Source organism: Curtobacterium sp. VKM Ac-2889 (assembly GCF_015350855.1).
Classification (GTDB): Bacteria; Actinomycetota; Actinomycetes; order Actinomycetales; family Microbacteriaceae; genus Curtobacterium; species Curtobacterium poinsettiae.
In genome coordinates this window covers 487,921-512,229 of sequence record NZ_JADKSC010000002.1, presented here as the reverse complement: position 1 = coordinate 512,229, position 24,309 = coordinate 487,921, and the positions used below count along the sequence as shown (strand labels likewise).

Below are 24,309 nucleotides of genomic sequence, written 5' to 3'. Positions count from 1 at the left end.
ACCCCTCGTGGGTCAGGGAGTGAGCACCGCACTTGTCCGGAATCAAGACAACCGGCCAGAAACGACTCGTCCTCGTCTCGGGGCGAGCACACCCGGCGCTCTCTGCCGAGATCGCGGAGGAGCTCGGGGTCGACCTCGTGCCGACGGATGCACGGACGTTCGCGAACGGTGAGCTCTACGCCCGCTTCGACGAGTCGGTCCGTGGCTGCGACGCCTTCGTCATCCAGTCGCACACCGCGCCGATCAACGAGTGGCTCATGGAGCAGCTCATCATGGTCGATGCCCTGAAGCGTGCCTCGGCGAAGCGCATCACCGTCGTGGCGCCGTTCTACCCCTACGCCCGCCAGGACAAGAAGGGCCGCGGCCGCGAGCCGATCTCGGCTCGCCTCGTCGCCGACCTGTTCAAGGCTGCCGGCGCGCACCGCATCATGAGCGTCGACCTGCACGCTGCGCAGATCCAGGGCTTCTTCGACGGCCCCGTCGACCACCTGTTCGCGATGCCGGTGCTGCTCGAGCGCTTCCGCCAGATCCTCGACCCGAAGACGCTCACCGTCGTGTCGCCGGACATGGGCCGCGTCCGTGTCGCCGACATCTGGTCCGAGAAGCTCGGCGCGCCGCTCGCCATCATCCACAAGCGTCGCGACCCGCTCGTGCCGAACCAGGTCTCGGTGCACGAGATCGTCGGTGACGTCAGCGGTCGCGTCTGCCTGCTCGTCGACGACCTGATCGACACCGGCCGCACGATCGCGAAGGCTGCCGAGGCGCTCAAGGACGCCGGCGCCACGGGTGTCGTCGTCGCCGCGACCCACGCCGTGTTCTCCGACCCCGCCACCGAGCTGCTGCAGAGCGAGTTCATCGACCGCGTGGTCGTGACGGACACCCTGCCCCTGCCGATGGACAAGCGCTGGGACCGCCTCGAGGTGCTGCCGATCGCGCCGCTCATCGCCCGTGCCATCCACGAGGTCTTCGACGACGGTTCCGTGACGTCGATGTTCGACGGCGCAGCGTAGCGAGCCGTCGACCCATGGGCACAGCGCACGGCGCAGGACCATCTCCGCGACGTGACGTGTCCCGTTGCCCGTGGTGACCCATCCCGCGCGTGACGCCCTCGCGGCCCGGCTCCGGGCCGCGGGGAGCGTCTTCGCCGAGGACGAAGCCGACCTGCTGCTCGAGGCCGGTGACGGTGAGCCGGTGCGACTCCGCGCCCTGGTGCAGCGTCGGCTGGCCGGTGAGCCGCTCGAGTACGTGCTCGGCTGGGCCGCCTTCGATGGGCACCGCATCCGGGTGACCCCCGGGGTCTTCGTGCCGCGCGCCCGCACCACCGTCGTCGTCGAGCAGGCTGCGCGTCGGCTGCAGCGCTACGACCGCGTGGTCGACCTGTGCTGCGGCGCGGGTGCGATCTCGGTCGCCCTGTTCGGACGCGTCGGCGCGCTCGACCTCGTCGCCACCGACATCGACCCGGACGCCGTCGACGTCGCGGCCGAGAACATCGGCGACCGCGGCATCGTCGTCGCAGGCGATCTGTTCGCGCCGTTGCCCGAGCGGTTCCGCGGGGCCGTGACGGTCATCGCGGTGAACGCCCCGTACGTGCCGACGGCCTCGATCGCGTTGATGCCGACCGAGGCCCGGGAACACGAGCACCGCATCGCCCTCGACGGTGGTGCGGACGGTCTCGACCTGCACCGTCGGATCGCCGCGAGCGCGGGGGAGTGGCTCCGGCCCGGTGGCGCGGTCGTCATCGAGGTGTCCGAAGCCCAGGCCGAGGCGTCCGCCGCTGCGTTCGCGGCCGCCGGCTTCACCACCGCCGTCGAGCGGGACGCCGAGGTCGACGGCACCTGCATCGTCGCGACCCTGCCCGCCTGACCGCACCCTGCCCGCCGGTGCTCGGTGCCCCGTGCCCGGCCCCCGCCGCCGAGTGGTCACGACATGCCGCTCAGGTTCGCCGGGGCGGCACGAAGTGTCGCCTGCGCGTCCGCGAACGGACGCTTCCTGCACCCCCGGCGCGACGCATGTGGCGTGTCACGCGACCGGGGTGAGGGGCGGAGCGGGCCGGCACCGGTCCTCCAGGCCGTCGGGTGACCGGAGCACGCCTGCGGCCAGTGGTCACGACATGCCGCTCAGGTTCGCCGGGGCGGCACGAAGTGTCGCCTGCGCGTCCGCGAACCGACCTTTCCTGCTCCCTCGGCGGACCTCAGCGGGCGTGTCCCGCGACCCTGCGACTCCGAGACTCCGCTGCCGGAGCGTCAGCGCGCGTCGACCGTCACCGTGTGCCAGCCCGTCGCCCCGTTCGGCGCCGGCGGCCGGTCCATGCTCGTCTGCACCTCGCCGTCCGCACTGGTCGCGCGCACCTCGATGCGGTGCGAGCCGGAGGTCGGCGTCCACCGCACCACCCACTGCCGCCAGGTGTCCGCGGAGACCGAGTCGGCGAGTTCGGCGCGCTGCCAGTCGCCGCCTCCGACGCGGACCTCGACGGCCTTCACGCCCTTGTGCGGCTGCCATGCGACCCCGGCGATCGCCACCGGCTTGCCCGCGGTCACGGTCGACCCGTTCCGCGGTGTGTCGATGCGCGACTCGAGCTTGACCGGGCCACGCTCCGACCAGCCGCGCGGGGTCCAGTAGCCCTGCGCGTCGGCGAAGCGGGTGACCTCGAGCTCGGTGACCCACTTCGTCGCCGAGACGTACCCGAACAGCCCCGGCACGACCATCCGCACGGGGAACCCGTGCTCGGTCGGCAGGGGTTCGCCGTTCATCCCGACCGCGAGGAGCGCCGCGGTGCCGTCGTCCTGCAGCACGTCGAGCGGGGTGCCGGCGGAGAACCCGTCGATGCTCCGTGAGAGCACCATGTCGGCGTCGCCCGTCGGACGCGCCCGGGCGAGGAGTTCGCGGATCGGGTAGCCCAGCCAGCGGGCCGTCCCGATGAGGTCACCGCCGACCTCGTTCGACACGCAGCTCAGCGTGGCGACGTGCTCCTCGAGCGGCAGGGCGAGCAGCTCGTCCCACGTCAGCGTGATCTCGTTCTCCACCGCTCCGTGGATCCGGAGCGACCAGTCGGCGGGGTCGACCATGGGCACGCGCAGGGCCGTGTCGATCCGGTAGAAGTCAGCGTTCGGCGTGATGTACGGGGTGATGCCGTCGACGTCGAGCGACGCACCGGCGGGGACCGCCGGTGCCGCGGTCGCCGCCGCGGGCAGCCGGATGGCCCGCCGGGCAGCAGCGGCCGCCTGCATCGCGGACGACCCGAGCCGGGAGGCGGTGCCCACCACGACCGCGAGGCTCGCCGTCGCGACGCCCCAGATCAAGAACGTCCGGCGCTCCGCCGAGGCGGGTCGCGGGGACGCTGACGGCACGGCAGCCGCTGCTTCCCACCGTCGCAGCCGCTGGAGCAGCAGGCGCAGGACGACCACGGCCGCGGCGATCCCGAGGACCGTCGGGGCGCCGTCCAGGCTCCCGCTGCCCGAGCGGGTGCTGACGGCCAACAGCGCCAGCACACCACCGGCGGCGAACACGAGCGCACCGAAGGGCGGGCGTGCGCGCTCGAGGACTCCGGCACCGGCACTGATCGCGATGACGATCACCGTCATGAGCCCGAACAGGGCGACCTTGTCCCCGGTGCCGAACACGGCGACCATGAAGTCCTTCGCACCCGGGGGAGCGAGGTCGATGACCGCTGAACCGACGGCGACCAGGGGGCTGCCCGCCCCGCCGAGCAGCAGTGCGCCGAACTCGGCGACACCGAGGAACGCGGCGGCGGCCACGACGCCGACGATCGCGGCGATCAGCGTACAACGTCGGTTCGAAGGTGCATCGGGCCCGCGCGTCCCGGAGGACGGATCCGCCGTCGGTCGGCCGATCGGTTCGTCCGTCGTCTCGGTGGTCACCGCCCGAGCGTAGGTCGTCAGGCCGCTCGTGGGCTGTGTGCGGGCTTCCCCGCGCGTTCACCGGGTCCGGCCAGCAGGTGGCGCGCGCCTCGTGGGAGGATCAGACCGTGCTGCAGCGTCCGGATGGTGTCCCGCGGTCCGGTCGTGCCCGCGGCGCCGGGCGGACACCGATGTCGCCGGCACGTCGACTCGCCACCCTGCGCTGGGTCATCGTCGCCGTTTGGATGGCACTCCTGATCACCCGGATCGTCGTCGTCTCGACGGCACCCAGCGTGGACCTGTCCTGGTACGGCATCGTCGAGTTCGGTGCGATCGGACTCGGTGTCGTGGTCATCGTGATCGCGGTGGTGCGGACCGCGACGGCACGGCGGCGGCAGGCGGACGAGGCGCTCGCGCTCGCCATCCGTCGGATCGACCCGACGGTGTGGCTGGTGCCGGCGGCGCCGACGCCCGAACTCCGCGGCGTCATCGACGAAGTCCGTCCGGACACCCACCTCGGTTCGCGCGTGACGTGGGCCTTCGGCGCCACCGAGGCCTCCCTGTGGGAACTCGACGAACGGCGGGCGACCCGGCTGCTCGTGATCCGGTGGAGTCGGGTCGTGCACGTCGGGCTCGAGGACGTGCCGGAACGGACGGACGGCTCGGGTGCCTCGCGCCGCTCGGGTGGCTCGGGTCGCGCTGGCGGCTCGGACGGTGCTCGCCGAGCCTGTGCGGTGGCGATCCACCACGTGCGGCCGGACGACACCCCGGCCGTCGCGACCTTCTTCGTCCGGACTGCACCGGGTTCGCGGCGGCTGCTCGGGCGTGGTCCGCGGCTGGACCGGCTCGTCGCCGACCTGGCACGGGAGCGCATCGTCGCCTGATGCGACGAAGGGCCCCGCGTTCGGCGAGGCCCTCCGTGCTGCGCACGCACCGACGTCGGTCGTCGGCGGGCGCGGTTCGTCAGTGCGTCGACGGCTCCTGCTCGACCTCGCGGCGGTCGTCGTCGGACCACAGCGTGTGGAAGGTGCCGTCCTTGTCGATGCGCTGGTAGGTGTGCGCTCCGAAGAAGTCGCGCTGGCCCTGGATCAGCGCTGCGGGCAGCCGGTCGGACGCGAGCGAGTCGAAGTACGACAGCGCGGACGAGAAGCCCGGCGCGGGGACACCGGATGCGGCGGCGATCCCGACGATGCGCCGCCAGGCTGCTTCGCCCTCGGCGACGGCGTTCGCGAAGTACGGGTCGACCAGCAGCGACTCGAGCTTCGGGTTCTCGTCGTACGCCTCGACGATGCGGTTCAGGAACTGCGCCCGGATGATGCAACCGCCTCGCCAGATCTTCGCGACGTTGCCGAGGTCGATGTCCCAGCCGTACTCCTTCGCCCCGGCGATGATGAGGTCGAACCCCTGCGCGTACGCGACGACCTTCGAGGCGTAGAGCGCCGCACGGACGTCGTCGGCGAAGGTGTCCGGCACCTCGGCGATCTGCGGACGGTTCTTGACCGACTGCTGCACGGCGGCACGCTGCGTCGGCTTGGACGACACCGCACGGGCGAACACGGCTTCGCCGATGCCCGACACCGGGATGCCCAGACCCACCGCGTTCTGCACGGTCCAGACGCCGGTGCCCTTCGAGCCGGCCGCGTCACGGATGACGTCGACGAGCGGCTTGCCGGTGTCGGCGTCGCGCTGCTTGAGGACCTCGCCGGTGATCTCGATCAGGTAGGACTCGAGGTCGCCCTTGTTCCACTCGTCGAAGACCTGCACCAGGTCCTCCACCGAGAGCCCGCCGACGCGACGGAGCAGGTCGTACGACTCGGCGATGAGCTGCATGTCGGCGTACTCGATGCCGTTGTGCACCATCTTGACGAAGTGCCCGGCGCCGTCGGTGCCGATGTGGGTCACGCACGGTTCACCTTCGGCCACCGCGGCGATCGACTTGAGGATCGGCCCGAGCGTCTCCCAGGCCTCCTTCGAGCCACCGGGCATGATCGACGGGCCCTTCAGCGCGCCCTCTTCACCACCGGAGATGCCGATGCCGACGAAGTTCAGCCCTTGCTCGCGCAGATCGTGCTCACGGCGGATGGTGTCGTGGAAGTTCGCGTTGCCCCCGTCGACGATGATGTCGCCCGGCTCGAATCGTTCGGCGAGCTGCCCGATCACGGCGTCGGTGCCCTTGCCGGCCTGCACCATGATGATCGCGGTGCGGGGCTTCGACAGCGACGCGACGAACCCGTCGATGTCCTCGGACGCGATGAACCCTGCGTCGCCGTGCTCCTGGAGCAGTTCCTCGGTGCGGGCGTACGTGCGGTTGTAGACCGCCACCGTGTTGCCTTCGCGCGATGCGAGGTTGCGGGCAAGGTTCGAGCCCATCACTGCGAGTCCGACGACTCCGATGTTCGCCTGACCGTTGTTGTCTGCCACGAGGGTCTCCTTTGTCCTGACGTTGGCGCCCAACCTACGACCGGTGGTCTGGGACCGCACAGGAGTTCCGGGAACTGGGGACCAGAGTTCACCGGATCAATACTGTGGAGGGATGAGCGAGTTCGCTGTCCACCCGCCCGTCCTCGTCATGGGAGTCTCGGGCTCCGGCAAGTCCACCATCGGCCAGACCCTCACCGACGCACTGGTCGCGCAGGGCGAACCCTGTGTCTTCGTCGATGCCGACGACCTGCACCCGGCCGCCAACAAGGAGAAGATGCGGCAGGGCACGCCGCTCACCGACGAGGACCGCTGGCCGTGGCTCGACGCCTGCGCCGAGCGGATCGCCGCGGTCGAGGCCGACGGGTCCCGGTGCGTGATGGCGAACTCAGCGCTCAAGCGCGTCTACCGGGACCGTCTGCGCGCATCCGCACCGGGGCTCGTCATCGCCTTCCTCGACGGGTCCCGCGACCTCATCGCCGAGCGGCAGTCCCACCGTCACCACGAGTACATGCCGACGACCCTGCTCGACTCGCAGTTCGCGACCCTCGAGCGGCCGCAGCCCGACGAGGCGGCGGTCGCGGTGTCGATCGACGGATCGGTCGACGACACCGTGCGGGAGATCCTCGCCGCGCTCGCGGTCACCACCGACTGACGAACGTCGACGACCTGCGACGGATCCTGGCAGTTCCTCCACAGGGCGCAGCGCGGCCGTCGTCATCCCCATCCGACCCCTGGTCTCGTCTGCGTCGACGGGGACGCTCGTACCGTCGTTCCATGACCACGATCACTGGGGCCCGTTCAGGTACCACCGTTGATACCATCGACTCCATGGCCATGACCCTCCGACTCGACGATGCCGAGGCAGCGGCGTTGCGCAAGCGTGCTGACCTCGAGGAGCGCTCGATGCAGGACGTCGCCCGCGCCGCCATCCGCGAGTACGTCGAGCAGCACAGCCGCAGCGACCTGATCGACGGCATCCTCGACCGAGAACTCCCGCGCTACGCCGAGGCGCTCGAACGACTCGGCAAGTGATCCACCTCACGACCGACGAGGCGTTGCACATCGCTCGTCGGACCCTGGGGGCTGACTCCGTGATCCGCGACGTCGGACTGCTCGAGGCGGCGGTCGCGCGACCCGCCGCGTCGGTGGGCGGGAACGACGCCTACCCGGCACTGGTCGAGAAAGCGGCGGCGCTCGTCCACTCCGCCATCCGGAACCACGCCTTGGTCGACGGCAACAAGCGCCTCGGGCTGATGCTGCTCGTGGTCTTCCTCGGCGTGAACGGTGTCCGGCTCCACGCCTCGAACGATCAGGCGTACGACTTCATCGTCGCGATCGCGGAAGGGGAACTCGATGCCGTGACGGAGATCGCCGCTGCTCTGAGCGCGATGGTCTCGGACGCCTGACCGGCCGCTCGGACGGACGGCGGTCAGCGGTCAGCGGTCAGCGATCAGCGATCAGCGGCGCACCGCACTGATCGCCCCGTGCGGCCGGTGCTCCGGAGCCGTGCGGGTGTGGACGTCCGCGACGTCGAACCCCGCTTCGTCCAGCAGCGCCGCCAGGGACGCGACCGGCCAGCGGTACGCGGTGACGACCGCGTGGTCGAAGGCCTCGACCGCGGCGCCCTCGAAGAACCCGAGCAACAGCCCACCGCCGGGGGCGAGCACCCGACAGAACTCGGCGAGTGCCCCACCGATCTGCGATGGGTCGTGGTGGATCACCGAGTACCACGCGAGGACCCCGTCGACGCTGCCGTCCGCCAGCGGCAGCGCGTCGAGCGACCCGACCCGGAAGTCGAGGTCCGCGTCCACAGCGCCGTGCGTCCGTCGTGCGTGCTCGACGAACTGCGGCACCGCGTCGATGCCGGTGACGCGGTGCCCCTGCCGTGCGAGGTGCGCCGTCCAGTGACCGGGACCGCACCCGGCGTCGACCAGGGGACCGCTGCGACCGGCTGCCCAGGCGTCGACGAGTCCGCGGTCGTCCGGGTGGACGGCGCTCATCGACCCGAGCAGTGCCGCGTACTCATCGGCCCGAGCACCGTACGCCGCCGTCACCCGCTCCGTCATGTGCCCGACGGTACCGGCGCATCACTGAACCGTGCGAGGTTCCGTGTTCCGTGCGACCCGGCAACCTCGCACCAGGCACGGAACCTCGCACCACGCGGCCACCAGCGCGCCGCACCCCGCACCACGCGCCCCCCCCCGCTCAGAGCTTGAACGTCGCCTTCGGGATGTCGGACACGATGCGCCGGGCCGTGTGCACGGCGTCCTCCTCCGAGATCTGGTGCGTGACCACGAGTGACGCCAGGTACGCCGCGTCCGCCCGCCGAGCCATGTCGTGCCGCGCCGGGATCGAGCAGTACGCGCGGGTGTCGTCGATGAACCCGGAGGTCTTGGTGAACGACGCCGAGTCGGTGACGGCCGAGCGGTAGCGCCCGATGGCCGCCGGGGTGTCGATGAACCACCACGGCGCGCCCGCGTACACGGCGGGGTAGAAGCCCGCGAGCGGCCCGATCTCGCGCGAGAAGACGGTCTCGTCGACGGTGAACAGCACCAGGTGGAACCCGGGAGCGGTGCCGAAGGACTCGAGCAGCGGCCGGAGCGGCTCGGTGAACGACCCGACGGCCGGCAGGTCGTGGCCGGTGTCCGGCCCGAAGCGCTCGAGCGTCGGGGTGTGGTGGTTCCGGATCACCCCGGGGTGCAGCTGCATGACGAGGCCGTCCTCGACGCTCATCTCGGCCCAGCGGTAGAGCATGTCGTGGCGGTACGCCGTCGCCTCGGCATCGGTGACCGAGGACGCATCCCGCAGCGCCGCCGCGTGGATGCGTTCCCGCTCGCTCGACGACAGTGGGGCGGAGCCCGCGTCGAGCACCCCGGTGTCGGTGGCGGTCGCGCCGTGCTCGATGAAGTGGTGGCGACGTGCGCGGAGCGCCGCCAACAGTCCTGCGTGGGTACCCGTGTCGATGCCTGCGGCCTCGCCGATCGACGCGACCACGGGCCTCCAGTCCGACCGCGTCGGGTCGAACACGGCGTCCGCGCGGAACGTCGGGAGGACCCGGCCGGTGAAGCCGGGGTCGGCGGCGAGCTGCGCGTGCGCAGCGAGGTCGTCCGCCGGGCCGTCCGTGGTGGCGAGGACCTCGATCCCGAAGGTGTCGAAGAGCGCGCGTGGCCGGAAGGCGGGGGATGCCAGCAGGCCGGCGATGTGGTCGTACTGGTCGTCCGCGTTCGCGGCGGACGGTGCCTGGTCGAGCCCGAACACGTCGTGGAGCTCCGTCTCGAACCAGTAGCGCACGGGGGTCCCGAGGAAGTCGTCCCAGTGCTCCGCCAGCTGCCGCCAGACGGCACGGCCTGGCGGCGTCGGCTCAGCGGCATCGCGCCAGCGATGCGCCGACGCCGCCGGGCGAGCCTGCGAGCCCGGGCGGGGCCCCGACAGGTCCGCGCGTCCCAGCGCAGCCAGGTCCACCCCGTTCGCGTGCAGCAGGCGGAGCACGTAGTGGTCGGGCGTGATGAGCAGCGACGCGGGGTCGCTGAACGGCTGGTCCGCGGCGATCAGTGCTGCATCGACGTGCCCGTGCGGCGAGATGATCGGGGCGTCCTTGACCGCCTCGTACACGGTGCGTGCCACGGCTCGGGCCCCGGGGTCGGCGGGGAACAGCCGGTCGGGGTGCGGCGCGAGCCGGGTGGGGGTGCTGGTGCGGGTCATCATCGACTCCTTCGGGGCGGCGAGTTCGGGGCGGTGAGTTCTGGGGGCGTGCGGGATCAGGCGGTGCCAGCCAGGGGCGCCGGCCCGGTCGACTCGCGCACGGTCAGGTGGGTGGGCAGGGCGACGGCGCCGGACATGTGCTCCCCGGGCAGCTCGTCTGCGGGCAGGGCGCCGAGGCGGCCGAGCAGCATCCGGATCGCGACCCGGCCGGCCCGTTCGATCGGCGAGGTCATCGTGGTGAGCGGCGGGTTGCAGAAGTCGGCGCCGAAGATGTCGTCGCAGCCGACGATGCTCATGTCCCGGGGGACGCGGACCCCGCGCTCCCGCAGTCGGGCGAGCATCCCGATGGCGATCAGGTCGTTGAAGGCGATGCACGCGGTCGCCCCGGCGTGCACGGCGGCGTCGGCAGCGGCGGCACCGGAGTCCACGAAGGGCGCGTGCGGGCCGATCCGGGCGACGCGGACGCCCAGGCGCTTGGCGACCTGCACGAGTGCTCGCCACCGTCGCTCGTTCGACCACGAGCTGTCTGGCCCGGCGACGTACAGGATCTCCCGGTGTCCCAGCGACACCAGGTGCTGGACCGCCTGCTCGACGCCGCCGGGGGTGTCGATGAGCACCGAGGGCACGCCCGCGGGCCTGCGGTTCACGACGACCAGGGGGATCCGCTCGGCGAACCGGGCGATCTGCGCGTCGGACAGGCGGGACGCGGTGAGCACGACCCCGTCGGCCTTCGCCCCGACGGCGGTGAGCGCGGCCATCTCGGCGTCTGCGGACTCCTCGGTGTCGACGAGCAACTGGGTCCAGCCGGCCCCGGCGAGCTGGTGCTGCGTGCCGCGGATGACGTCGAAGTAGAACGGGTTCGTGATGTCGGACACGAGCACGGCGACGGCGCGGGTGCGGCCCGAGGTCAGCGCCCGGGCCTGCGAGTTGGCGACGTACCCGAGCTCGCGGGCCGCCTGCTGGATGCGCTCCTGGGTGACGGGGTTGACCCGGTCGGGCAGGGACAGGGCGCGGGAGACGGTGGAGGCGGCGACCCCGGTCGCGTCGGCGATGTCGCGGATGGTGACGCGACGCGCGGCACCAGCGGCGGCACCGGCAGCGCGAGCACCGCCTGCAGCGCCGGCAGTGCGAGCACCAGCGGCGGTGCCCGCGCCAGCGGCGCCAGCGGCACCAGCAGCGCCCGCGGCACCGCCCGTGCGCCCGCCGCCGTCCGTCGAGAGGTCCTTCACGAGGCCGAACGTATTCGCGTCTGGCAACAAGTGGCAACCGGTTGCCGCATGTTGCCAACGGCGGAACAGTGGTGCCACCGAGCAGCGCCGCTCGGAGGAGGTCTCGAGGAGGAAACCCCCGTGAAGACGCGAAGACTGCAAGTCCGCACCCTCGTCGGTGCCGTCGCCGTGGTCGCCCTCGCCGCACTGTCCCTGCAGGGATGCGCCGTGGTGAACGGCAGCGGCGACGACCCGAACACCCTCCGCGTGATGATGGGCGCGGACACCACCTACCCCAAGGAACGCAAGCAGTGGCAGCGGGACACCGCCGCCGAGTTCAAGCGCACCACCGGTGCGGACATCCAGTGGGAGACCTACTCGTCCGCGCAGGAGGAACTGACCGCGATCCAGACGAGCGTCATCTCCGGCCAGGGCCCCGACGTCTACGCGATCGGCACCACGTTCACCCCGACCGCCTACGCCACCGGCGCCTTCGTCGAGATGGGCACGAAGGAGTGGGACGCGATCGGCGGCAAGGACCAGTTCGACCCCGCGTCGTTCGGCATCTCCGGTCCGAGTGCGTCGAAGCAGATCGGGATCCCGTTCGCCAGCCGGCCGTTCGTGATGGCCGTGAACAAGGACCTGCTCGCGAAGGCCGGGATCACCGACATGCCCACCACCTGGGACGAGCTGACCGCCGACGCGAAGGCCACCACGGGTGACGGACGGTACGGCATGGCGATCGCCTACGCCGACGGCTTCGACCCGTGGAAGTTCGTGTGGGGGATGGCCCAGAACGCCGGCAACACGATCGTCGACGGCTCGAAGGCCGAGATCGACAGCAAGGCCGTCGAGAACGCCTACCGCACCTACTTCGACTGGGTCACCAAGGACGGTGTCGTCGACCCGGCCGCGATCGGCTGGAACAACGCCCAGGCCCTGGCACAGTTCACCGAGGGCAAGGCCGCGTTCTTCCCGATGACCACCACCACCGCGATCAACTCGTTCAAGGGCACCAAGGTCGACGGCGACTACGAGTTCGCCCTGCTGCCCACCGTCCCCCCGGGTGCGACCGAGCGGCCGTCCGACGGCATCGAGGCCGCCAGCATCCTGTCCGGCGACAACTGGGTCGTCGCCGACTACGGCACCAAGCAGAAGCTGTCGTTCGCGTTCGTCAAGCAGCTCAGCGCCCCGAAGGCGCAGCTCGAGTACTACGACCTGTTCGGCAACCTGCCGACCAACGCATCGGCCGCCGCCGACCTGGCCGCCGACAACCCGCAGCTCAAGCCGATCATCGACGCCGGCCGCCTGTCCAAGCCGACCGCGTTCACCGGCGCCTGGTCCGACATCCAGCTCGCCCTGGTCGACGTGGTCGTGCAGTCGATCCCGTCGCTGAAGTCCGGCGAGGTCACCGACGACCAGCTCCGCAAGCGCCTGCAGGACGCCCAGAAGGACGCCCAGGCCACCCTCGACCGTCAGAAGAACGGAGGTCTGTGATGACCAGCACGCAGACCAGGCCCCGCACCGATTCGGCGCCGCCCCGCCCGGTCCGTCCGGCCGGCAAGACGCCCCTGTACAAACGCGAGCGCCCGCTGTGGATGCTCCTGCCCGGCGGGCTCCTCATGCTCGCCGTCATCGTGGTGCCGCTGGTGGTGGGCTTCTGGATCGCGATGCTCGACCTCGACCAGTACACGCTCCGCCAGTGGTTCAGCGCCCCGTTCGTCGGGTTCGCCAACTTCACCGAGGCGTTCACGAACTCGCCGCTGCTGCACTCGATCTGGATCTCGGTGTCGCTGTCGGTGCTCGTCACCGCGGTGACCGTGCCGATCGGCGTCGCCGCCGCGATCTCGACGCAGAACCGGTTCCCCGGTCGCGGGCTCGTCCGCTCGATCTACCTGATCCCGTACGTGCTCCCGGCATTCGTCGTCGGCACGTTCTTCCGCACGATGCTCCAGCCGCAGGGAGTCGTGAACTCGATCCTGCACACCGACGTGCTGTGGCTGAACGGCTCGGCGTCGTACTGGGCGCTCGCCGGCGTGATGATCTGGACGAGCTGGCCCTTCGTCTACCTGCTGTCCCTGGCCGGGCTGCAGGCCGTGGACAACGAGGTGCACGAGGCCGCCGCACTCGACGGGGTGACCTGGTGGGCGAAGCTGCGGTACATCATCTTCCCGTACCTGCGCGGCCCGCTGAGCCTCGCGGTGATCATCTCGATCCTGCACAACATCAACAACTTCACGCTGCCGTTCGTGCTGTTCGGCATCCCGCTGCCGTCCAGCGTCGAGGTGATGCCCGTCCTGACGTACATCGCGAGCTTCCAGTCGTTCCGCTTCGGCCTGTCCGCGGCGATGGCGATCTGCTCACTCGTGATCGTCGCGATCCCGCTGTTCGTCTACCTGCGGGCGGTCAAGCTCGACACCGGCGACGACGCCGGCCCCAACCGGAAGCAGCGTCGCGCCGACCGCGCCACGCTCGCCGCCGCCCCGACCGCCGCCGACATCGACGGAGCACGCGCATGACCACCCCGAGCACGTCCTTCAGCACCCGCACCCGCCCCACCGCGACGCTCACCGAGAGCATCACGACCGGCAGCGGCGGACGACGGACCAAACGCCCCTACGACACCGACGTCACCCGGCTGCTGCCGCGCTGGCTGCTCGTCACCGTCATCGCGGTGATCATCGCGTTCATCGCCGTCCCGGTGCTCTACATCCTGTTCGGCTCGGTCAACTCCGACGTCGCGGTCGCCCGCGGCGAGTACTTCCCGTCCGAGTTCACCCTGTCGAACTACGTCGAGATCTGGTCCACCGTCGCCCTCGGCGAGGGACTGGTGAACTCGATGCTCACCGCCGGAGCCGTCGCCGTCGCGAGTGCCGCGCTCGCCGTGTCCACGGCCTACGTGCTGGTGCGGTTCCGGTTCCTCGGCCGCCTGACGATCCTCCGCGGACTCCTCGCCCTGCAGTCGATCCCCGGCACGCTCCTGCTGCTGCCGGTCTTCGTGGTGTTCTCGAACATCGCCAGTGCCACCGGCGTGCAGATCATCGGCACCCGGTGGGGCCTGTTCGTCACCTACCTGACGTTCGCGCTGCCGTTCTCGACGTGGGTCATGGTCACGTACCTGCGCGGCCTGCCGAAGGAACTCGAGGAAGCGGCGCGCATCGACGGCGCCAGCTCGACGAAGATCCTGACCAAGATCGTGCTCCCACTGTCGTGGCCGGGCATCGTCGTGTCCGCGATCTTCGCGTTCCTGCTCGGGTGGAACGACGTCCTGTTCTCCACGATCATGACGACCCCGAACACCCGGACGGTCGCCGTGGTGCTGCAGGTGCTCGGCACCACGCAAGAGGGCGGTGCCGTCCCGATCTACGGCCAGATGATGGCCGCCTCGATCGTGTGCGCCGTCCCCGTCGTCGCCCTGTACCTGATCTTCCAGCGCTACCTGGTCGGCGGTCTGACCGCCGGCTCCGTCAAGTAGGCCGCAACCCAGAACCGGACTGGAGGCCCGAGGCGGCCCCGCCACGCGCCTCCCGTCCGAACGAAAGGACACCATGACCGACCAGCCCACGTGGGAACTCTCCGGTTTCGGCGACGAGATCGACGCCGACCCGGTCGTCCAGGTCGCGGTCCTGCAGGCGCTCGGCGCGAGCGCCATCGAGGTCCGCAGCGCCTGGGGCGTCAACGTCGTCGACCTCGACGACGACCAGCTCGCCGGACTCCACCGGCTGCTCGACGAGCGTGGGCAGACCGTGTCCGCGATCGCCTCGCCGATCGGCAAGGTGCCCGTCGACGAACCCGTCGAGCACGAGGTCGCACGCCTCGCCCGCGCGATCCGTGCCGCGCACGCCCTCGGCACCACGAACATCCGGATCTTCTCGTTCTACTTCGAAGGTCGGCAGCCGGACGACGTCCGTGACGACGTCCTCGTCCGGATGCGGGCGCTCGCCGACCTCGCCGAGCGCGAAGGGGTGACCCTGCTGCACGAGAACGAGAAGGACATCTACGGCGACGTCCCCGCGCGCGTGCTCGACATCGTCGAGAGCGTCGGTTCGTCCGCGCTCCGACTGGCCTGGGACAACGCGAACTACGTGCAGTGCGGAGTCCGGCCCTTCACCGACGGCTGGGAGCAGCTCGCCCCGTACGTCGACTACCTGCAGGTGAAGGACGCCCTCGCCGACGACTCGTCGGTGGTGCCGGCGGGCGAGGGCGACGGCGAACTGCTCCAGACCCTCACCGCGCTCCGCGACGCCGGGTACTCCGGGTACGCCTCGCTCGAACCGCACCTCAGCGACTTCACCTCCCTCGGCGGGTTCTCCGGCCCCGCGGCCTTCGGTCGTGCCGGCCGGGCCTTCCGCACCCTCACCGACCAGATCGGAGTCACCCTGCGATGACCACCCCACTGAAGTTGGCAGTCGTCGGCGCCGGCGTCATCGGCCGTCACCACGCCACCGTCGCCGTGCACCACCCCGACCTGCAGGTCGTCGCCTTCGTCGACGCCGTGCCCGAAGCCGCCACGAGCGCGGCCGACGCGATCGAGGCGATGGGCGTCGCCCGTCCGATCACGACGTCCACCATCGGAGAGGCGATCGACCAGTCCGACATCGACGTCGTCGCGATCTGCTCGCCCTCGGGCATGCACGTGCAGCTGGCCGAGGCCGCCCTGGCCGCCGGCAAGCACGTCGTCATCGAGAAGCCGCTCGACACCACGATGCCCCGGGCGCGGCAGATCGCGGCGCTCGCCGCAGCCGCTCGCGACCGCGGGCTCGTCACGAGCGTCATCAGCCAGCACCGTTTCGACCCGGCCTCGGCGGCCGTCGCCCGGGCGGCGCACGACGGCGGGTTCGGCACCGTGACCTCGGGCCTGGCGAGCGTGGCCTGGTACCGGTCGCAGGGGTACTACGACTCCGGTGACTGGCGCGGCACCTGGGCGCTCGACGGCGGCGGCGCGGTGATGAACCAGGGCGTGCACACCGTCGACCTGCTCGTCTGGGCGCTCGGCCGTCCGGTCGAGATCTCGGCCCAGACCGGGCTCCTCGCCCACGACCGCATCGAGGTCGAGGACACCGCGGTCGCCACCGTCCGGTTCGACGGCGGGGCGCTCGGCGTCGTCCACTGCACGACCGCCGCGTACCCGGGGCTCTCCGCCCGGTACGCCGTGTACGGCACGCACGGGTCCGCGATCGTCGACGACGACCGGCTCGCCTACTTCCACATCGCCCCGGACACCGCGACGCTCGAGTCCGCCGCGACCACGTCGAACGCCAGCGCGGTCGCCGGAGCCGTCGACCAGAAGGACGACGTCGTCCCGCCCGAGCACGTCGTCGGCGGCCCGGCCGAGCCCGACCACTTCGCCGCCGGGCACGCTCGGCAGTACACCGACATCGTCGACGCGATCCGGCAGGGCCGCGAACCGGGCGTCACCGTCGACGCCGCCCTGGTCTCGCTCGCCACCGTCCGCGGGCTCTACGTCAGTGCGACGCTCGGACACCCCGTGCGCATCGACGACGTGATCGAGGGCACGTACGACGACGTGGTGCCGGTCGTCGGCGGGCCTGATCGAGGGCAAGGCAGCGCCAGCCCAGCCGACGTGGTGCCGGTCGTCGGCACCCCCGCAACCGCCGCCGCGACCGAAGGAGCCACCCGATGAAGTTCTCCGTGTTCACCGCCTCCACCCCCGACTGGACCCCCGCCGAAGCCGCCGAGACCCTGGCGGCGCAGGGCTGGGACGGCATCGAGTGGCGCGTGGTCGACGACCGCCCGGCCGCCGGCGAAGCCATCCCCGCCGAGCGGTCGTTCTGGGCGGGCAACAACTCGACGTGGCAGTACACCGGCATCCGCGACCGGGTGGGCGACATCGCCCGGATCACCGACGGTGCCGGACTCGAGTACTCGGGCATCGGCGGCTACCAGCCGGCCGCGGACCACGACGGCGTCGAGACGATGCTCCGCGTGACGAGCGAACTCGGGGCCCGCCAGGTGCGGGTCACGATGCCGCACTACCGAGCCGAGAAGGAGCGCACGGGGGAGACGTACGGTCAGCTGTTCGACCGCACCCGGGCCGACCTCGAGTGGGTCGCGGCGCGTGCGTCGGAGCTCGGCGTGAAAGCACTCGTCGAGCTGCACCACATGACGATCACGCCGTCGGCATCCGCGGCACTGCGGCTGATCGACGGTCTCGACCCCGCGCACGTCGGCGTCATCCACGACCTCGGCAACCTCGTGATCGAGGGGTACGAAGACCACCTCGCCGCCTTCGAACTGCTCGGGCCGTACCTGGCACACGCCCACGTGAAGAACGCCCGCTGGGTCGACACCGGCGACACCCGTGCCGACGGCAGCTCGATCTGGCAGCACGAGTGGGCACCCCTGCGCACCGGCCAGGCGTCGGTGTCCGAGTACCTCGACGCGCTCCGCCAGGTGGGCTACGACGGCTGGGTCACCATCGAGGACTTCTCCACCGACCTGCCGCTCGAGGCCCGCACCGCCGACAACCTCGCCTACCTCCGCTCGCTCGTCCCGGTGACCGCATGACCGATCGCCGACCGGGCATCGTCCACGTGGGGGTGGGCGCGTTCGCGCGCGCCCACCTCGCCTGGTACACCGCCCACACCGACGGCGAACCGTGGGGGATCACTGCCTTCACCGGGCGCTCGCCCGACGTCGCCGACGCCCTGACTGCCCAGGGCTGCCGGTACACGCTGGTCACCCGCGCCGCGTCCGGCGACAGCGCCGAGGTGGTCGACACGATCACGGCCGCCCACCCGGGCAGCGACGACACCGCCTGGAGGCACGTGGTCGCGTCCCCGGAGACGACCATCGTCACGCTGACGGTCACCGAGCAGGGCTACCGGCCCGGTTCCGACGTGCCGGCCCGGTTGGTCGCAGGGCTCGATGCCCGCCGCACCGCCGGCTCCGGGCGCATCGCGCTGGTCAGCCTCGACAACCTGACGCACAACGGGGCGGTCCTGCGCGACGCCGTGCTCGACGCCGTCACCGACGACGCCCTGCGCGACTGGATCGAGGCGAACGTCACGTTCCCGAGTTCGATGGTGGACCGGATCACCCCGGCCACCACCGACGACGACGTCGCGCACCTGCCGGAACTGCCGGGTGCGCTCGCCGGCGACCGGGTCCCCGTCGTCACCGAGCCGTTCGCGGAGTGGGTGCTCGAGGACGCCTTCGACGGGATCGACCGCCCGGCGTGGCAGACGGCGGGCGTCCGGATCGTCGACGACGTCACCCCGTACGAACAGCGGAAGCTCTGGCTGCTGAACGGCTCGCACTCGCTCCTGGCCTACCTGGGGCTGCAGCTCGGCCACGACACCGTGGCCGAGGCGATGGACGACCCCGTCTGCCGCACCGCCGTCGAGCAGCTCTGGGACGAAGCCGCGCTCGAGCTGCCCCTGCCCGAGGCCGAGGTCACCGACGCCCGCGCGGCCCTGGTCGAGCGGTTCGCCAACCCGCGCATCCGGCACACCCTGCGGCAGATCGCGTCCGGCGGCTCGCAGAAGCTGCCCGTCCGCATCGTCGACGTCGTGCGGCACCGGCTCAGCCGCGACCCCTCGGCCGGTATCGGCGCCGGGGCGGCCACCGCCCTCGCCGCGTGGTGGCTGCACGTCACGGGGCGGCCCGACCTGGTGGGCGACCCCGGCGCCCCCGGGCCAGACTCGGACGTGCACGACGTCCTGGCCGTCGTCGCCCCCGAACTCGACACCACCCCCGTGGTCGCTGCCGTGACGGCGGCGGCCGAGGGCATCCGCACCGCCGCGGCAGCAGCCCGCCAGAGCTCCAACGGAGGAGTCCACGCATGACCGACACGAACACCACGAACCCCGCGGCCCCGGTCCCCGGCGCCACCGACAGCGGGCCGGCCGAGACCACCGCCGGCCGTCCGGACACCTGGGCCTCGGCGGACCGCGGGCAGCTGATCGAGCGGGCCGAGGTCATCGTGACCAGCCCGAACCGGAACTTCGTGACGCTCAAGCTCACGACCGCCGACGGCGTCACCGGACTCGGCGACGCCACCCTGAACGGCCGGGAACTCGCCGTCTCCGCGTACCTGTCCGAGCACGTCGTCCCGCTGCTCGTCGGCCGTGATGCCAGCCGCATCGAGGACGCCTGGCAGTTCCTGTACCGGTCGTCGTACTGGCGCCGCGGACCGGTCACGATGGCCGCGATCGCCGCCGTCGACATGGCCCTCTGGGACATCAAGGCGAAGGTCGCCGGGATGCCGCTCTACCAGCTGCTCGGCGGGGCGTCGCGCACCGGGCTGATGGCGTACGGCCACGCCTCGGGCAAGGAACTGCCCGAGCTGTTCGACTCCATCCGAGAGCACCAGGAAGAGGGCTACCGCTCCATCCGCGTGCAGACCGGTGTCCCCGGCCTCGAGTCCATCTACGGCATCGCGTCGAACACGACCACCGAGGGCAACGCCGGCGTCCGCTACGACTTCGAACCCGCCCAGCGCGGTGCGTACCCGGCGATGGAGGACTGGGACACCCGTGCCTACCTGCGCCACGTGCCCACCGTGTTCGAGGCCGTCCGCAACGAGTTCGGCCCGGAGCTGCCCCTGCTGCACGACGGTCACCACCGGATGACCCCGCTGCAGGCCGCGAAGCTCGGCAAGTCGCTCGAGCCGTACGACCTGTTCTGGCTCGAGGACTGCACCCCCGCAGAGAACCAGGAGGCCCTGCAGCTCGTCCGGCAGCACACCACGACGCCGCTGGCGATCGGGGAGGTCTTCAACACCATCTGGGACTTCAAGGACATCATCCGCGACCAGCTCATCGACTACGTCCGCGGTGCCGTCACGCACATGGGCGGCGTCACCCCGCTCAAGAAGACGATGGAGTACGCGGCGCTGTACCAGGTCAAGTCCGGGTTCCACGGGCCGACCGACATCTCCCCGGTGGGGCTCGCCGCGCAGATGCACCTCGGGCTCGCGATCCACAACTTCGGCATCCAGGAGTACATGCAGCACGGACCGCAGACCAACCAGGTGTTCCACCAGACGTTCACGTTCACCGACGGCTACCTGCACCCGGGGGACGAGCCGGGTCTCGGGGTCAGTCTCGATGTCGACGAGGCCGGCAAGTACCCGTACGAGCAGGCGTACCTGCCGTTCAACCGCCTGGCCGACGGCACCGTCCACGACTGGTAGTACCCGGCATCCTGCTGGCACAGTGGTCGCATGGAGTTCGCCGACGTCGCCAGGGAGCTGCTGCTCGTCGCGCCGCCGGACTTCGTCGCCGAGCGCACCGCACGGCAGCGCGCGGTGCGCAAGGACGACCGTGCCCTCGCCACGGCGATCGGGAAGCTCCGGAAGCCCTCACCGGCCGCCTGGGTGATCGACCTGCTCGCCCACGACGGTGCCCTCGACGACGCCGTCGACCTCGGACCGGCGCTCCGCAAGGCCCAAGCCGACGCCGACCCCGACGCGATCCGGACCCTCCGTCGGCAGCGCGCCGAGGTCGTCGACGCCCTCGCGCAGGCCGGTGCGGACCTGGCGTCCGACGCCGGACATCCCGTCACCCCGGCGGTGCTCGAGCAGGTCCGGTCGACGATCGAGGCGGCGATGGCGGATCCGCACGCCGGCGCGGCCGTCCGGTCGGGGCTGCTCGTGACGGCGCTCGAGAGCGTGGGGTTCGACGCGGTCGACCTCGACGGGGCGCTCGCGGATCCGGACGCGGTGCCCGATGCCTGGTCCGGCAGCGATGCCCCACCCATCCCCATCTCCCAGGCGAGGGGTGCGCGGAAGGCGAGCCGTGCCTCCAGGCCCGCGCAGCGCGACGCCGCGGAACCGGACGCCGAACCCGAACCGAAGCGCGACCCGGCCGCCGACCGGAAGGCCGCGCGCCAGGCCGAGACCGCAGCGCGCACGGAGTCCCGCGACGCCGACGCAGCACTCGACACCGCCGAGGCCGATCTCGAACAGGCGGAGGAGCGGCGCGCGGAGCTCCAGCGTGCCCTCGAGCAGGCCGAGGCCGAGATCACCCGGCGCGAGGCAGCCCGCGACGAGGCCGAGGCGGCGAGCGACCGCGCGCGGGACGTCCTCCACGCCGCGCAGGAGCACCGTCGGCAGGTCCGTCGCTGAGCGAACCGACGCGTCCTCATCACCTCGGATGAAAAGCGGTCGCGCGGCTCGGTCCCCGTGCAGCGCGGCCCATACGCTCGCGTCATGACCTCCTTCCTCCGCCGGTACCGGCACCTGCTGGCCCCCGCCGCCGGCGCCGTGTACCTCGTGCTCTGGATCGTCGCCGAAGCCGGACGTGCGGGACTCGCCGACCACGTCGTCGTGGTGTCGGCCTTCGCCGTCGCCATCGGCCTCGCCGCGTGGATGCCCGCGACCGCGCTCGGACTGGTCGTCGGCATCCCGCTCCTGCAGGCTGCCCGGCTGCTCCCCCGGCCGACCGACACGACCTGGCCGGAGTACCTGGCGATCGCGATCGTCGTCGGCGTCGTCGGCGCCGGTCGGTCCGACCTGCTCCGCTACCTCGCGGTCCCCGTGCTCCTGCTCGCGAGTGCGGCGGCCGCCTGGGCGATGGCGGTCCCGACCGCTGCCGACCAGGACGTCTGGGGCAGCTGGGTGGGGAACGCGGGCGGGACCCGGTCGGACCTCGTCACGATCACGTTCGCGTTCGTCGGGGTCAGCGGTGTCGCCTGGGCCGTCGGCGTGGCCATCGGTGCCGCGTGGCGGATCGGCCTCGCCCGGGTCCGTGTGGTCGAGGCGCAGCGCCGCACCGAGGTGACCACGACCGAGCTCCGCGCCGAGCAGGACCGTGCCCGCATCGCCCGCGACGTGCACGACTCGCTGGCCCACTCACTGGCGGTCGTCGTGTCCCAGGCCCAGGGGGCCGCAGCCATCGCCGTGCGGGACGAACACGCTGCCCGGGCGCTGGAAGACATCGCTGACGTGAGCCGCTCGGCACTGGGCGACGTCCGGGCCCTGGTCGAACGCATCCAGGCGAGCGACGACGCCGACCGTCACGGCTTGCTCGATGTCCCCGACCTGGTCGAGGACATGCGGGAGCTCGGGATGACCGCGACGTTCGAGGAGCACGGCGCAGCCGGTCAGGTCCCCGCGGGCAGCGCCAGCGCGGTGCACCGGATCGTCCAGGAGAGCCTGACGAACGTGCTGAAGCACCAGGGGCGGACAGCGACGGCCCGGGTGGCGCTCGACTGGCGCGGGCCGGGGCTCGGCGTCGTCGTGACGTCACGGGGCAGCGAACCGCTCGTGGCGCTCGACGGTGCCGGTTCCGGTGTCGCCGGGATGCAGGAGCGTGCACGACTGGCCGGCGGCTGGCTGCGTGCCGGTGTGGGCGACACCACGGACGAGTGGGTGGTCACCGCGTGGCTGCCGACGACCGCCGCCGTGCCGACCACGGCGACGCACGACACCGACACCGACACCGCGGCCGTCCGGCCGGAGCGCGTCCGATGAGCGCCGTCCGCGTCGCCGTCGTCGACGACCAACGACTGTTCGCCACCGGGATGCAGATGCTCGTGGACGCCCAGGACGACATGACCTGTGTCGGGACCGCCGGCGACGGTGCCGCCGCCCTCGAGCTCTGCGCCGCCGAACACCCCGACGTGCTGCTGCTCGACCTGCGGATGCCGGTCATGAACGGCATCGAGACCCTGACCCGGCTCGCCGCGTCGACCCAGGACCGCCCGCGGGTCGTCGCGCTCACGACCATCCGCCGCGACGACGCCGTGCTCGCCGCACTCCGCGCCGGCGCCGCAGCGTTCCTGACGAAGGACGCCCTGCCCGACGTCGTCACCGCGACCATCCGCGACGTGCACGCGGGCCGACCGGCACCGACGGAAGCGGAGGCGCTCGACCTGCTGCGCGCGCAGGGCACCCCGGCCGTCACCGATCGGCGCGACGAGGTGCTCGACTCGCTGACGGCTCGCGAGCGCGAGGTCTTCATGCTCGTCGCGAAGGGGCTCAGCAACGCCGAGATCGCCGAGTCGGTCTTCCTGAGCGACGCCACCGTGAAGACCCACGTCCGCGCCGTCCTGACGAAGCTCGGCCTCCGGAACCGGATCCAGGTCGTCATCACCGCACACGAACGCGGCCTCGTCCGCGCCTAGGGGGAACCATGCAGATCACGAACCGCGTCGCGAAGACCGGCACCCTCGTCGTCGTCCTCGCCGGACTGGCCACCGCGGTCGTCCACGGGCTGCCCGAACGCGCCGACGTCGCGGTCGCACCCACCGTCGAACAGGACAGCACCGCGTGGGCGATGCCGCTCGACGCCTTCGTCGCACCGGCCTCGTCGAAGACCACGTACGCAGAGGACCTCGTGGCCGAGCCCTGCCTGCGGAAGGCCGGCATCGACGATCCGGCGCCCTGGGCGACCGCGGCCGGGCTGCAGGCCGACGACGACGCGGCAGACACCGCCGCCCGGGCGAACCCGTCACCCGCACTCGCGACCACCCGGCCCCTCACCGCGGCGCTCGCCGAGACCCGCGGCTACCACGGGTCGTCCGTGGCCGGTGCGAACCAGGCGGGCATGCGGAAGTGGGGGGACGACCCCGACCGCCAGGCGGCGTTCGCGGCACTCCCGGATGACGTGGCCGCCCGCTGCTGGAAGGCCGCCCGGAAGACCCTCGGTACCACGCTGCGCGGCACCGAGCAGGCGGCGTCCGAGCTCGCCCAGCGCCTGACGTACCTGGCTGCGCTGGACGCACGTCAGGACGACACGGTCCGGACGGCGGCGGCCGAGTGGCGCACCTGCATGGCGCCGTCCGGTGTGCCGGACCTGCCGGAGGGGCCGGAGGGCATGCCGACCCCCTCGATGCACGTCAGCGTCCGTGACGGCGACCAGGTCGTCCTGTTCTCGGACGACCCAGGGAAGGCCGAGGTCGCCGTCGCCGAACGGGACGTCGCGTGCCAGGAGTCCTCCGGCTACCGCAGCGCGCTGTACGCGGCGGAGTGGGAACGGCTCCTGCACGTCACCGCGACCGACGCCGCCGTGCTCCGGAAGGGGTCGACCCGGCAACCGCAGGTGGATGCCCGCCTCGACCGGGTGATCGCGCGGCTCGCGCCGGCGGCGCCGGCCGGGATCGACTGACGCGGCGGTCGCGGGGAGCGGTCCTGGGGGGAGCGCCCCGCGCCCGTC

23 protein-coding genes are annotated in these 24,309 nt (G+C 71.8%); 18 read left to right on the top strand and 5 right to left on the bottom strand.

The window, feature by feature from the left end:
* The first annotated feature begins 32 nt into the window (after window positions 1–32).
* Entirely contained in the window at window positions 33–1,010 is a 978-nt protein-coding gene (locus ITJ50_RS08200) for a ribose-phosphate diphosphokinase (RefSeq protein ID WP_017886775.1), read from the top strand.
* A gap of 73 nt (window positions 1,011–1,083) precedes the next feature.
* On the top strand, window positions 1,084–1,863 hold the full coding sequence (locus tag ITJ50_RS08195) for a putative protein N(5)-glutamine methyltransferase (protein ID WP_307858761.1): 780 nt from the start codon (window positions 1,084–1,086) through the stop codon (window positions 1,861–1,863).
* 380 nt (window positions 1,864–2,243) lie between these two features.
* Here ITJ50_RS08195 and ITJ50_RS08190 read toward each other — a convergent pair whose 3' ends face one another.
* Entirely contained in the window at window positions 2,244–3,878 is a 1,635-nt protein-coding gene (locus tag ITJ50_RS08190) for a molybdopterin-dependent oxidoreductase (protein WP_194590278.1), read from the bottom strand.
* Window positions 3,879–3,985: 107 nt separating this feature from the next.
* Here ITJ50_RS08190 and ITJ50_RS08185 point away from each other — a divergent pair, with 107 nt between their 5' ends.
* Complete coding sequence (locus ITJ50_RS08185; RefSeq protein ID WP_194590277.1) at window positions 3,986–4,741, top strand: hypothetical protein; 756 nt, start codon at window positions 3,986–3,988, stop codon at window positions 4,739–4,741.
* Window positions 4,742–4,820: 79 nt separating this feature from the next.
* On the opposite strand, the gene gndA is transcribed toward ITJ50_RS08185, so the two are convergent.
* Window positions 4,821–6,278, bottom strand: a complete 1,458-nt coding sequence (gene gndA, locus ITJ50_RS08180; protein WP_194590276.1) for an NADP-dependent phosphogluconate dehydrogenase — start codon at window positions 6,276–6,278, stop codon at window positions 4,821–4,823.
* A gap of 112 nt (window positions 6,279–6,390) precedes the next feature.
* On the opposite strand from gndA, the gene ITJ50_RS08175 reads away from it, so the two are divergent.
* The 3 genes from ITJ50_RS08175 (at window position 6,391) to ITJ50_RS08165 (ending at window position 7,684) form a co-directional block, all read left to right on the top strand.
* Entirely contained in the window at window positions 6,391–6,930 is a 540-nt protein-coding gene (locus tag ITJ50_RS08175) for a gluconokinase (RefSeq protein ID WP_159557479.1), read from the top strand.
* A 176-nt stretch (window positions 6,931–7,106) separates the two neighbouring features.
* Window positions 7,107–7,310 carry a ribbon-helix-helix protein, CopG family gene (locus ITJ50_RS08170; RefSeq protein ID WP_017886769.1) on the top strand — a complete coding sequence of 68 codons (204 nt, stop codon included), beginning with the start codon at window positions 7,107–7,109 and terminating at the stop codon, window positions 7,308–7,310.
* The gene (locus ITJ50_RS08165; RefSeq protein WP_159557481.1) at window positions 7,307–7,684 is read left to right on the top strand and encodes a type II toxin-antitoxin system death-on-curing family toxin; all 378 of its coding nucleotides are present in this window, start codon (window positions 7,307–7,309) and stop codon (window positions 7,682–7,684) included. The genes ITJ50_RS08170 and ITJ50_RS08165 overlap by 4 nt, the downstream gene beginning before the upstream one ends.
* Window positions 7,685–7,735: 51 nt before the next feature.
* Here ITJ50_RS08165 and ITJ50_RS08160 read toward each other — a convergent pair whose 3' ends face one another.
* The 3 genes from ITJ50_RS08160 to ITJ50_RS08150 form a co-directional block, all read right to left on the bottom strand.
* Entirely contained in the window at window positions 7,736–8,344 is a 609-nt protein-coding gene (locus ITJ50_RS08160; protein ID WP_194590275.1) for a class I SAM-dependent methyltransferase, read from the bottom strand.
* A gap of 139 nt (window positions 8,345–8,483) precedes the next feature.
* A complete protein-coding gene (gene uxaC / locus ITJ50_RS08155) occupies window positions 8,484–9,980 on the bottom strand; it encodes a glucuronate isomerase (protein ID WP_194590274.1) in 1,497 nt (498 codons plus the stop codon).
* Between the two features lie 56 nt (window positions 9,981–10,036).
* Entirely contained in the window at window positions 10,037–11,209 is a 1,173-nt protein-coding gene (locus ITJ50_RS08150) for a LacI family DNA-binding transcriptional regulator (protein WP_194590273.1), read from the bottom strand.
* Window positions 11,210–11,329: 120 nt separating this feature from the next.
* Here ITJ50_RS08150 and ITJ50_RS08145 point away from each other — a divergent pair, with 120 nt between their 5' ends.
* The 12 genes from ITJ50_RS08145 to ITJ50_RS08090 all read left to right on the top strand — a co-directional run bounded on the left by ITJ50_RS08145 (window position 11,330) and on the right by ITJ50_RS08090 (window position 24,261).
* On the top strand, window positions 11,330–12,685 hold the full coding sequence (locus tag ITJ50_RS08145) for an ABC transporter substrate-binding protein (RefSeq protein WP_175470753.1): 1,356 nt from the start codon (window positions 11,330–11,332) through the stop codon (window positions 12,683–12,685).
* On the top strand, window positions 12,685–13,707 hold the full coding sequence (locus ITJ50_RS08140) for a carbohydrate ABC transporter permease (protein ID WP_056072810.1): 1,023 nt from the start codon (window positions 12,685–12,687) through the stop codon (window positions 13,705–13,707). The genes ITJ50_RS08145 and ITJ50_RS08140 overlap by 1 nt, the downstream gene beginning before the upstream one ends.
* On the top strand, window positions 13,704–14,663 hold the full coding sequence (locus ITJ50_RS08135; protein WP_175470752.1) for a carbohydrate ABC transporter permease: 960 nt from the start codon (window positions 13,704–13,706) through the stop codon (window positions 14,661–14,663). Before ITJ50_RS08140 ends, ITJ50_RS08135 begins: the two co-directional genes overlap by 4 nt.
* Window positions 14,664–14,736: 73 nt before the next feature.
* On the top strand, window positions 14,737–15,576 hold the full coding sequence (locus ITJ50_RS08130; protein ID WP_071251657.1) for a sugar phosphate isomerase/epimerase family protein: 840 nt from the start codon (window positions 14,737–14,739) through the stop codon (window positions 15,574–15,576).
* On the top strand, window positions 15,573–16,832 hold the full coding sequence (locus ITJ50_RS08125; RefSeq protein WP_194590272.1) for a Gfo/Idh/MocA family oxidoreductase: 1,260 nt from the start codon (window positions 15,573–15,575) through the stop codon (window positions 16,830–16,832). The genes ITJ50_RS08130 and ITJ50_RS08125 overlap by 4 nt, the downstream gene beginning before the upstream one ends.
* On the top strand, window positions 16,829–17,716 hold the full coding sequence (locus tag ITJ50_RS08120) for a sugar phosphate isomerase/epimerase family protein (RefSeq protein WP_056072819.1): 888 nt from the start codon (window positions 16,829–16,831) through the stop codon (window positions 17,714–17,716). The genes ITJ50_RS08125 and ITJ50_RS08120 overlap by 4 nt, the downstream gene beginning before the upstream one ends.
* Window positions 17,713–18,996, top strand: coding sequence for a mannitol dehydrogenase family protein (locus tag ITJ50_RS08115; protein WP_194590271.1), 1,284 nt, complete (start codon window positions 17,713–17,715; stop codon window positions 18,994–18,996). The genes ITJ50_RS08120 and ITJ50_RS08115 overlap by 4 nt, the downstream gene beginning before the upstream one ends.
* Window positions 18,993–20,345, top strand: a complete 1,353-nt coding sequence (gene manD / locus ITJ50_RS08110; protein ID WP_017886757.1) for a D-mannonate dehydratase ManD — start codon at window positions 18,993–18,995, stop codon at window positions 20,343–20,345. Before ITJ50_RS08115 ends, manD begins: the two co-directional genes overlap by 4 nt.
* 30 nt (window positions 20,346–20,375) lie before the next feature.
* Window positions 20,376–21,278, top strand: a complete 903-nt coding sequence (locus ITJ50_RS08105; RefSeq protein WP_194590270.1) for a hypothetical protein — start codon at window positions 20,376–20,378, stop codon at window positions 21,276–21,278.
* 84 nt (window positions 21,279–21,362) lie between these two features.
* On the top strand, window positions 21,363–22,625 hold the full coding sequence (locus ITJ50_RS08100; protein WP_194590269.1) for a sensor histidine kinase: 1,263 nt from the start codon (window positions 21,363–21,365) through the stop codon (window positions 22,623–22,625).
* Window positions 22,622–23,278, top strand: coding sequence for a response regulator transcription factor (locus ITJ50_RS08095; RefSeq protein ID WP_042537855.1), 657 nt, complete (start codon window positions 22,622–22,624; stop codon window positions 23,276–23,278). Before ITJ50_RS08100 ends, ITJ50_RS08095 begins: the two co-directional genes overlap by 4 nt.
* 8 nt (window positions 23,279–23,286) lie before the next feature.
* Window positions 23,287–24,261 (top strand): hypothetical protein, encoded by a 975-nt coding sequence (locus ITJ50_RS08090; protein WP_194590268.1) that lies wholly within the window; start codon window positions 23,287–23,289, stop codon window positions 24,259–24,261.
* Window positions 24,262–24,309 lie beyond the last annotated feature (48 nt).

Coding starts and splice junctions, on each gene's coding strand:
- ITJ50_RS08175 (WP_159557479.1), top strand. CDS start 6,391: ATGAGCGAGTTCGCTGTCCACCCGCCCGTCCTCGTCATGGGAGTCTCG.
- ITJ50_RS08170 (WP_017886769.1), top strand. CDS start 7,107: ATGGCCATGACCCTCCGACTCGACGATGCCGAGGCAGCGGCGTTGCGC.
- ITJ50_RS08160 (WP_194590275.1), bottom strand. CDS start 8,344: ATGACGGAGCGGGTGACGGCGGCGTACGGTGCTCGGGCCGATGAGTAC.
- uxaC (WP_194590274.1), bottom strand. CDS start 9,980: ATGACCCGCACCAGCACCCCCACCCGGCTCGCGCCGCACCCCGACCGG.
- ITJ50_RS08140 (WP_056072810.1), top strand. CDS start 12,685: ATGACCAGCACGCAGACCAGGCCCCGCACCGATTCGGCGCCGCCCCGC.
- ITJ50_RS08135 (WP_175470752.1), top strand. CDS start 13,704: ATGACCACCCCGAGCACGTCCTTCAGCACCCGCACCCGCCCCACCGCG.
- ITJ50_RS08130 (WP_071251657.1), top strand. CDS start 14,737: ATGACCGACCAGCCCACGTGGGAACTCTCCGGTTTCGGCGACGAGATC.
- ITJ50_RS08125 (WP_194590272.1), top strand. CDS start 15,573: ATGACCACCCCACTGAAGTTGGCAGTCGTCGGCGCCGGCGTCATCGGC.
- ITJ50_RS08120 (WP_056072819.1), top strand. CDS start 16,829: ATGAAGTTCTCCGTGTTCACCGCCTCCACCCCCGACTGGACCCCCGCC.
- ITJ50_RS08115 (WP_194590271.1), top strand. CDS start 17,713: ATGACCGATCGCCGACCGGGCATCGTCCACGTGGGGGTGGGCGCGTTC.
- manD (WP_017886757.1), top strand. CDS start 18,993: ATGACCGACACGAACACCACGAACCCCGCGGCCCCGGTCCCCGGCGCC.
- ITJ50_RS08105 (WP_194590270.1), top strand. CDS start 20,376: ATGGAGTTCGCCGACGTCGCCAGGGAGCTGCTGCTCGTCGCGCCGCCG.
- ITJ50_RS08100 (WP_194590269.1), top strand. CDS start 21,363: ATGACCTCCTTCCTCCGCCGGTACCGGCACCTGCTGGCCCCCGCCGCC.
- ITJ50_RS08095 (WP_042537855.1), top strand. CDS start 22,622: ATGAGCGCCGTCCGCGTCGCCGTCGTCGACGACCAACGACTGTTCGCC.
- ITJ50_RS08090 (WP_194590268.1), top strand. CDS start 23,287: ATGCAGATCACGAACCGCGTCGCGAAGACCGGCACCCTCGTCGTCGTC.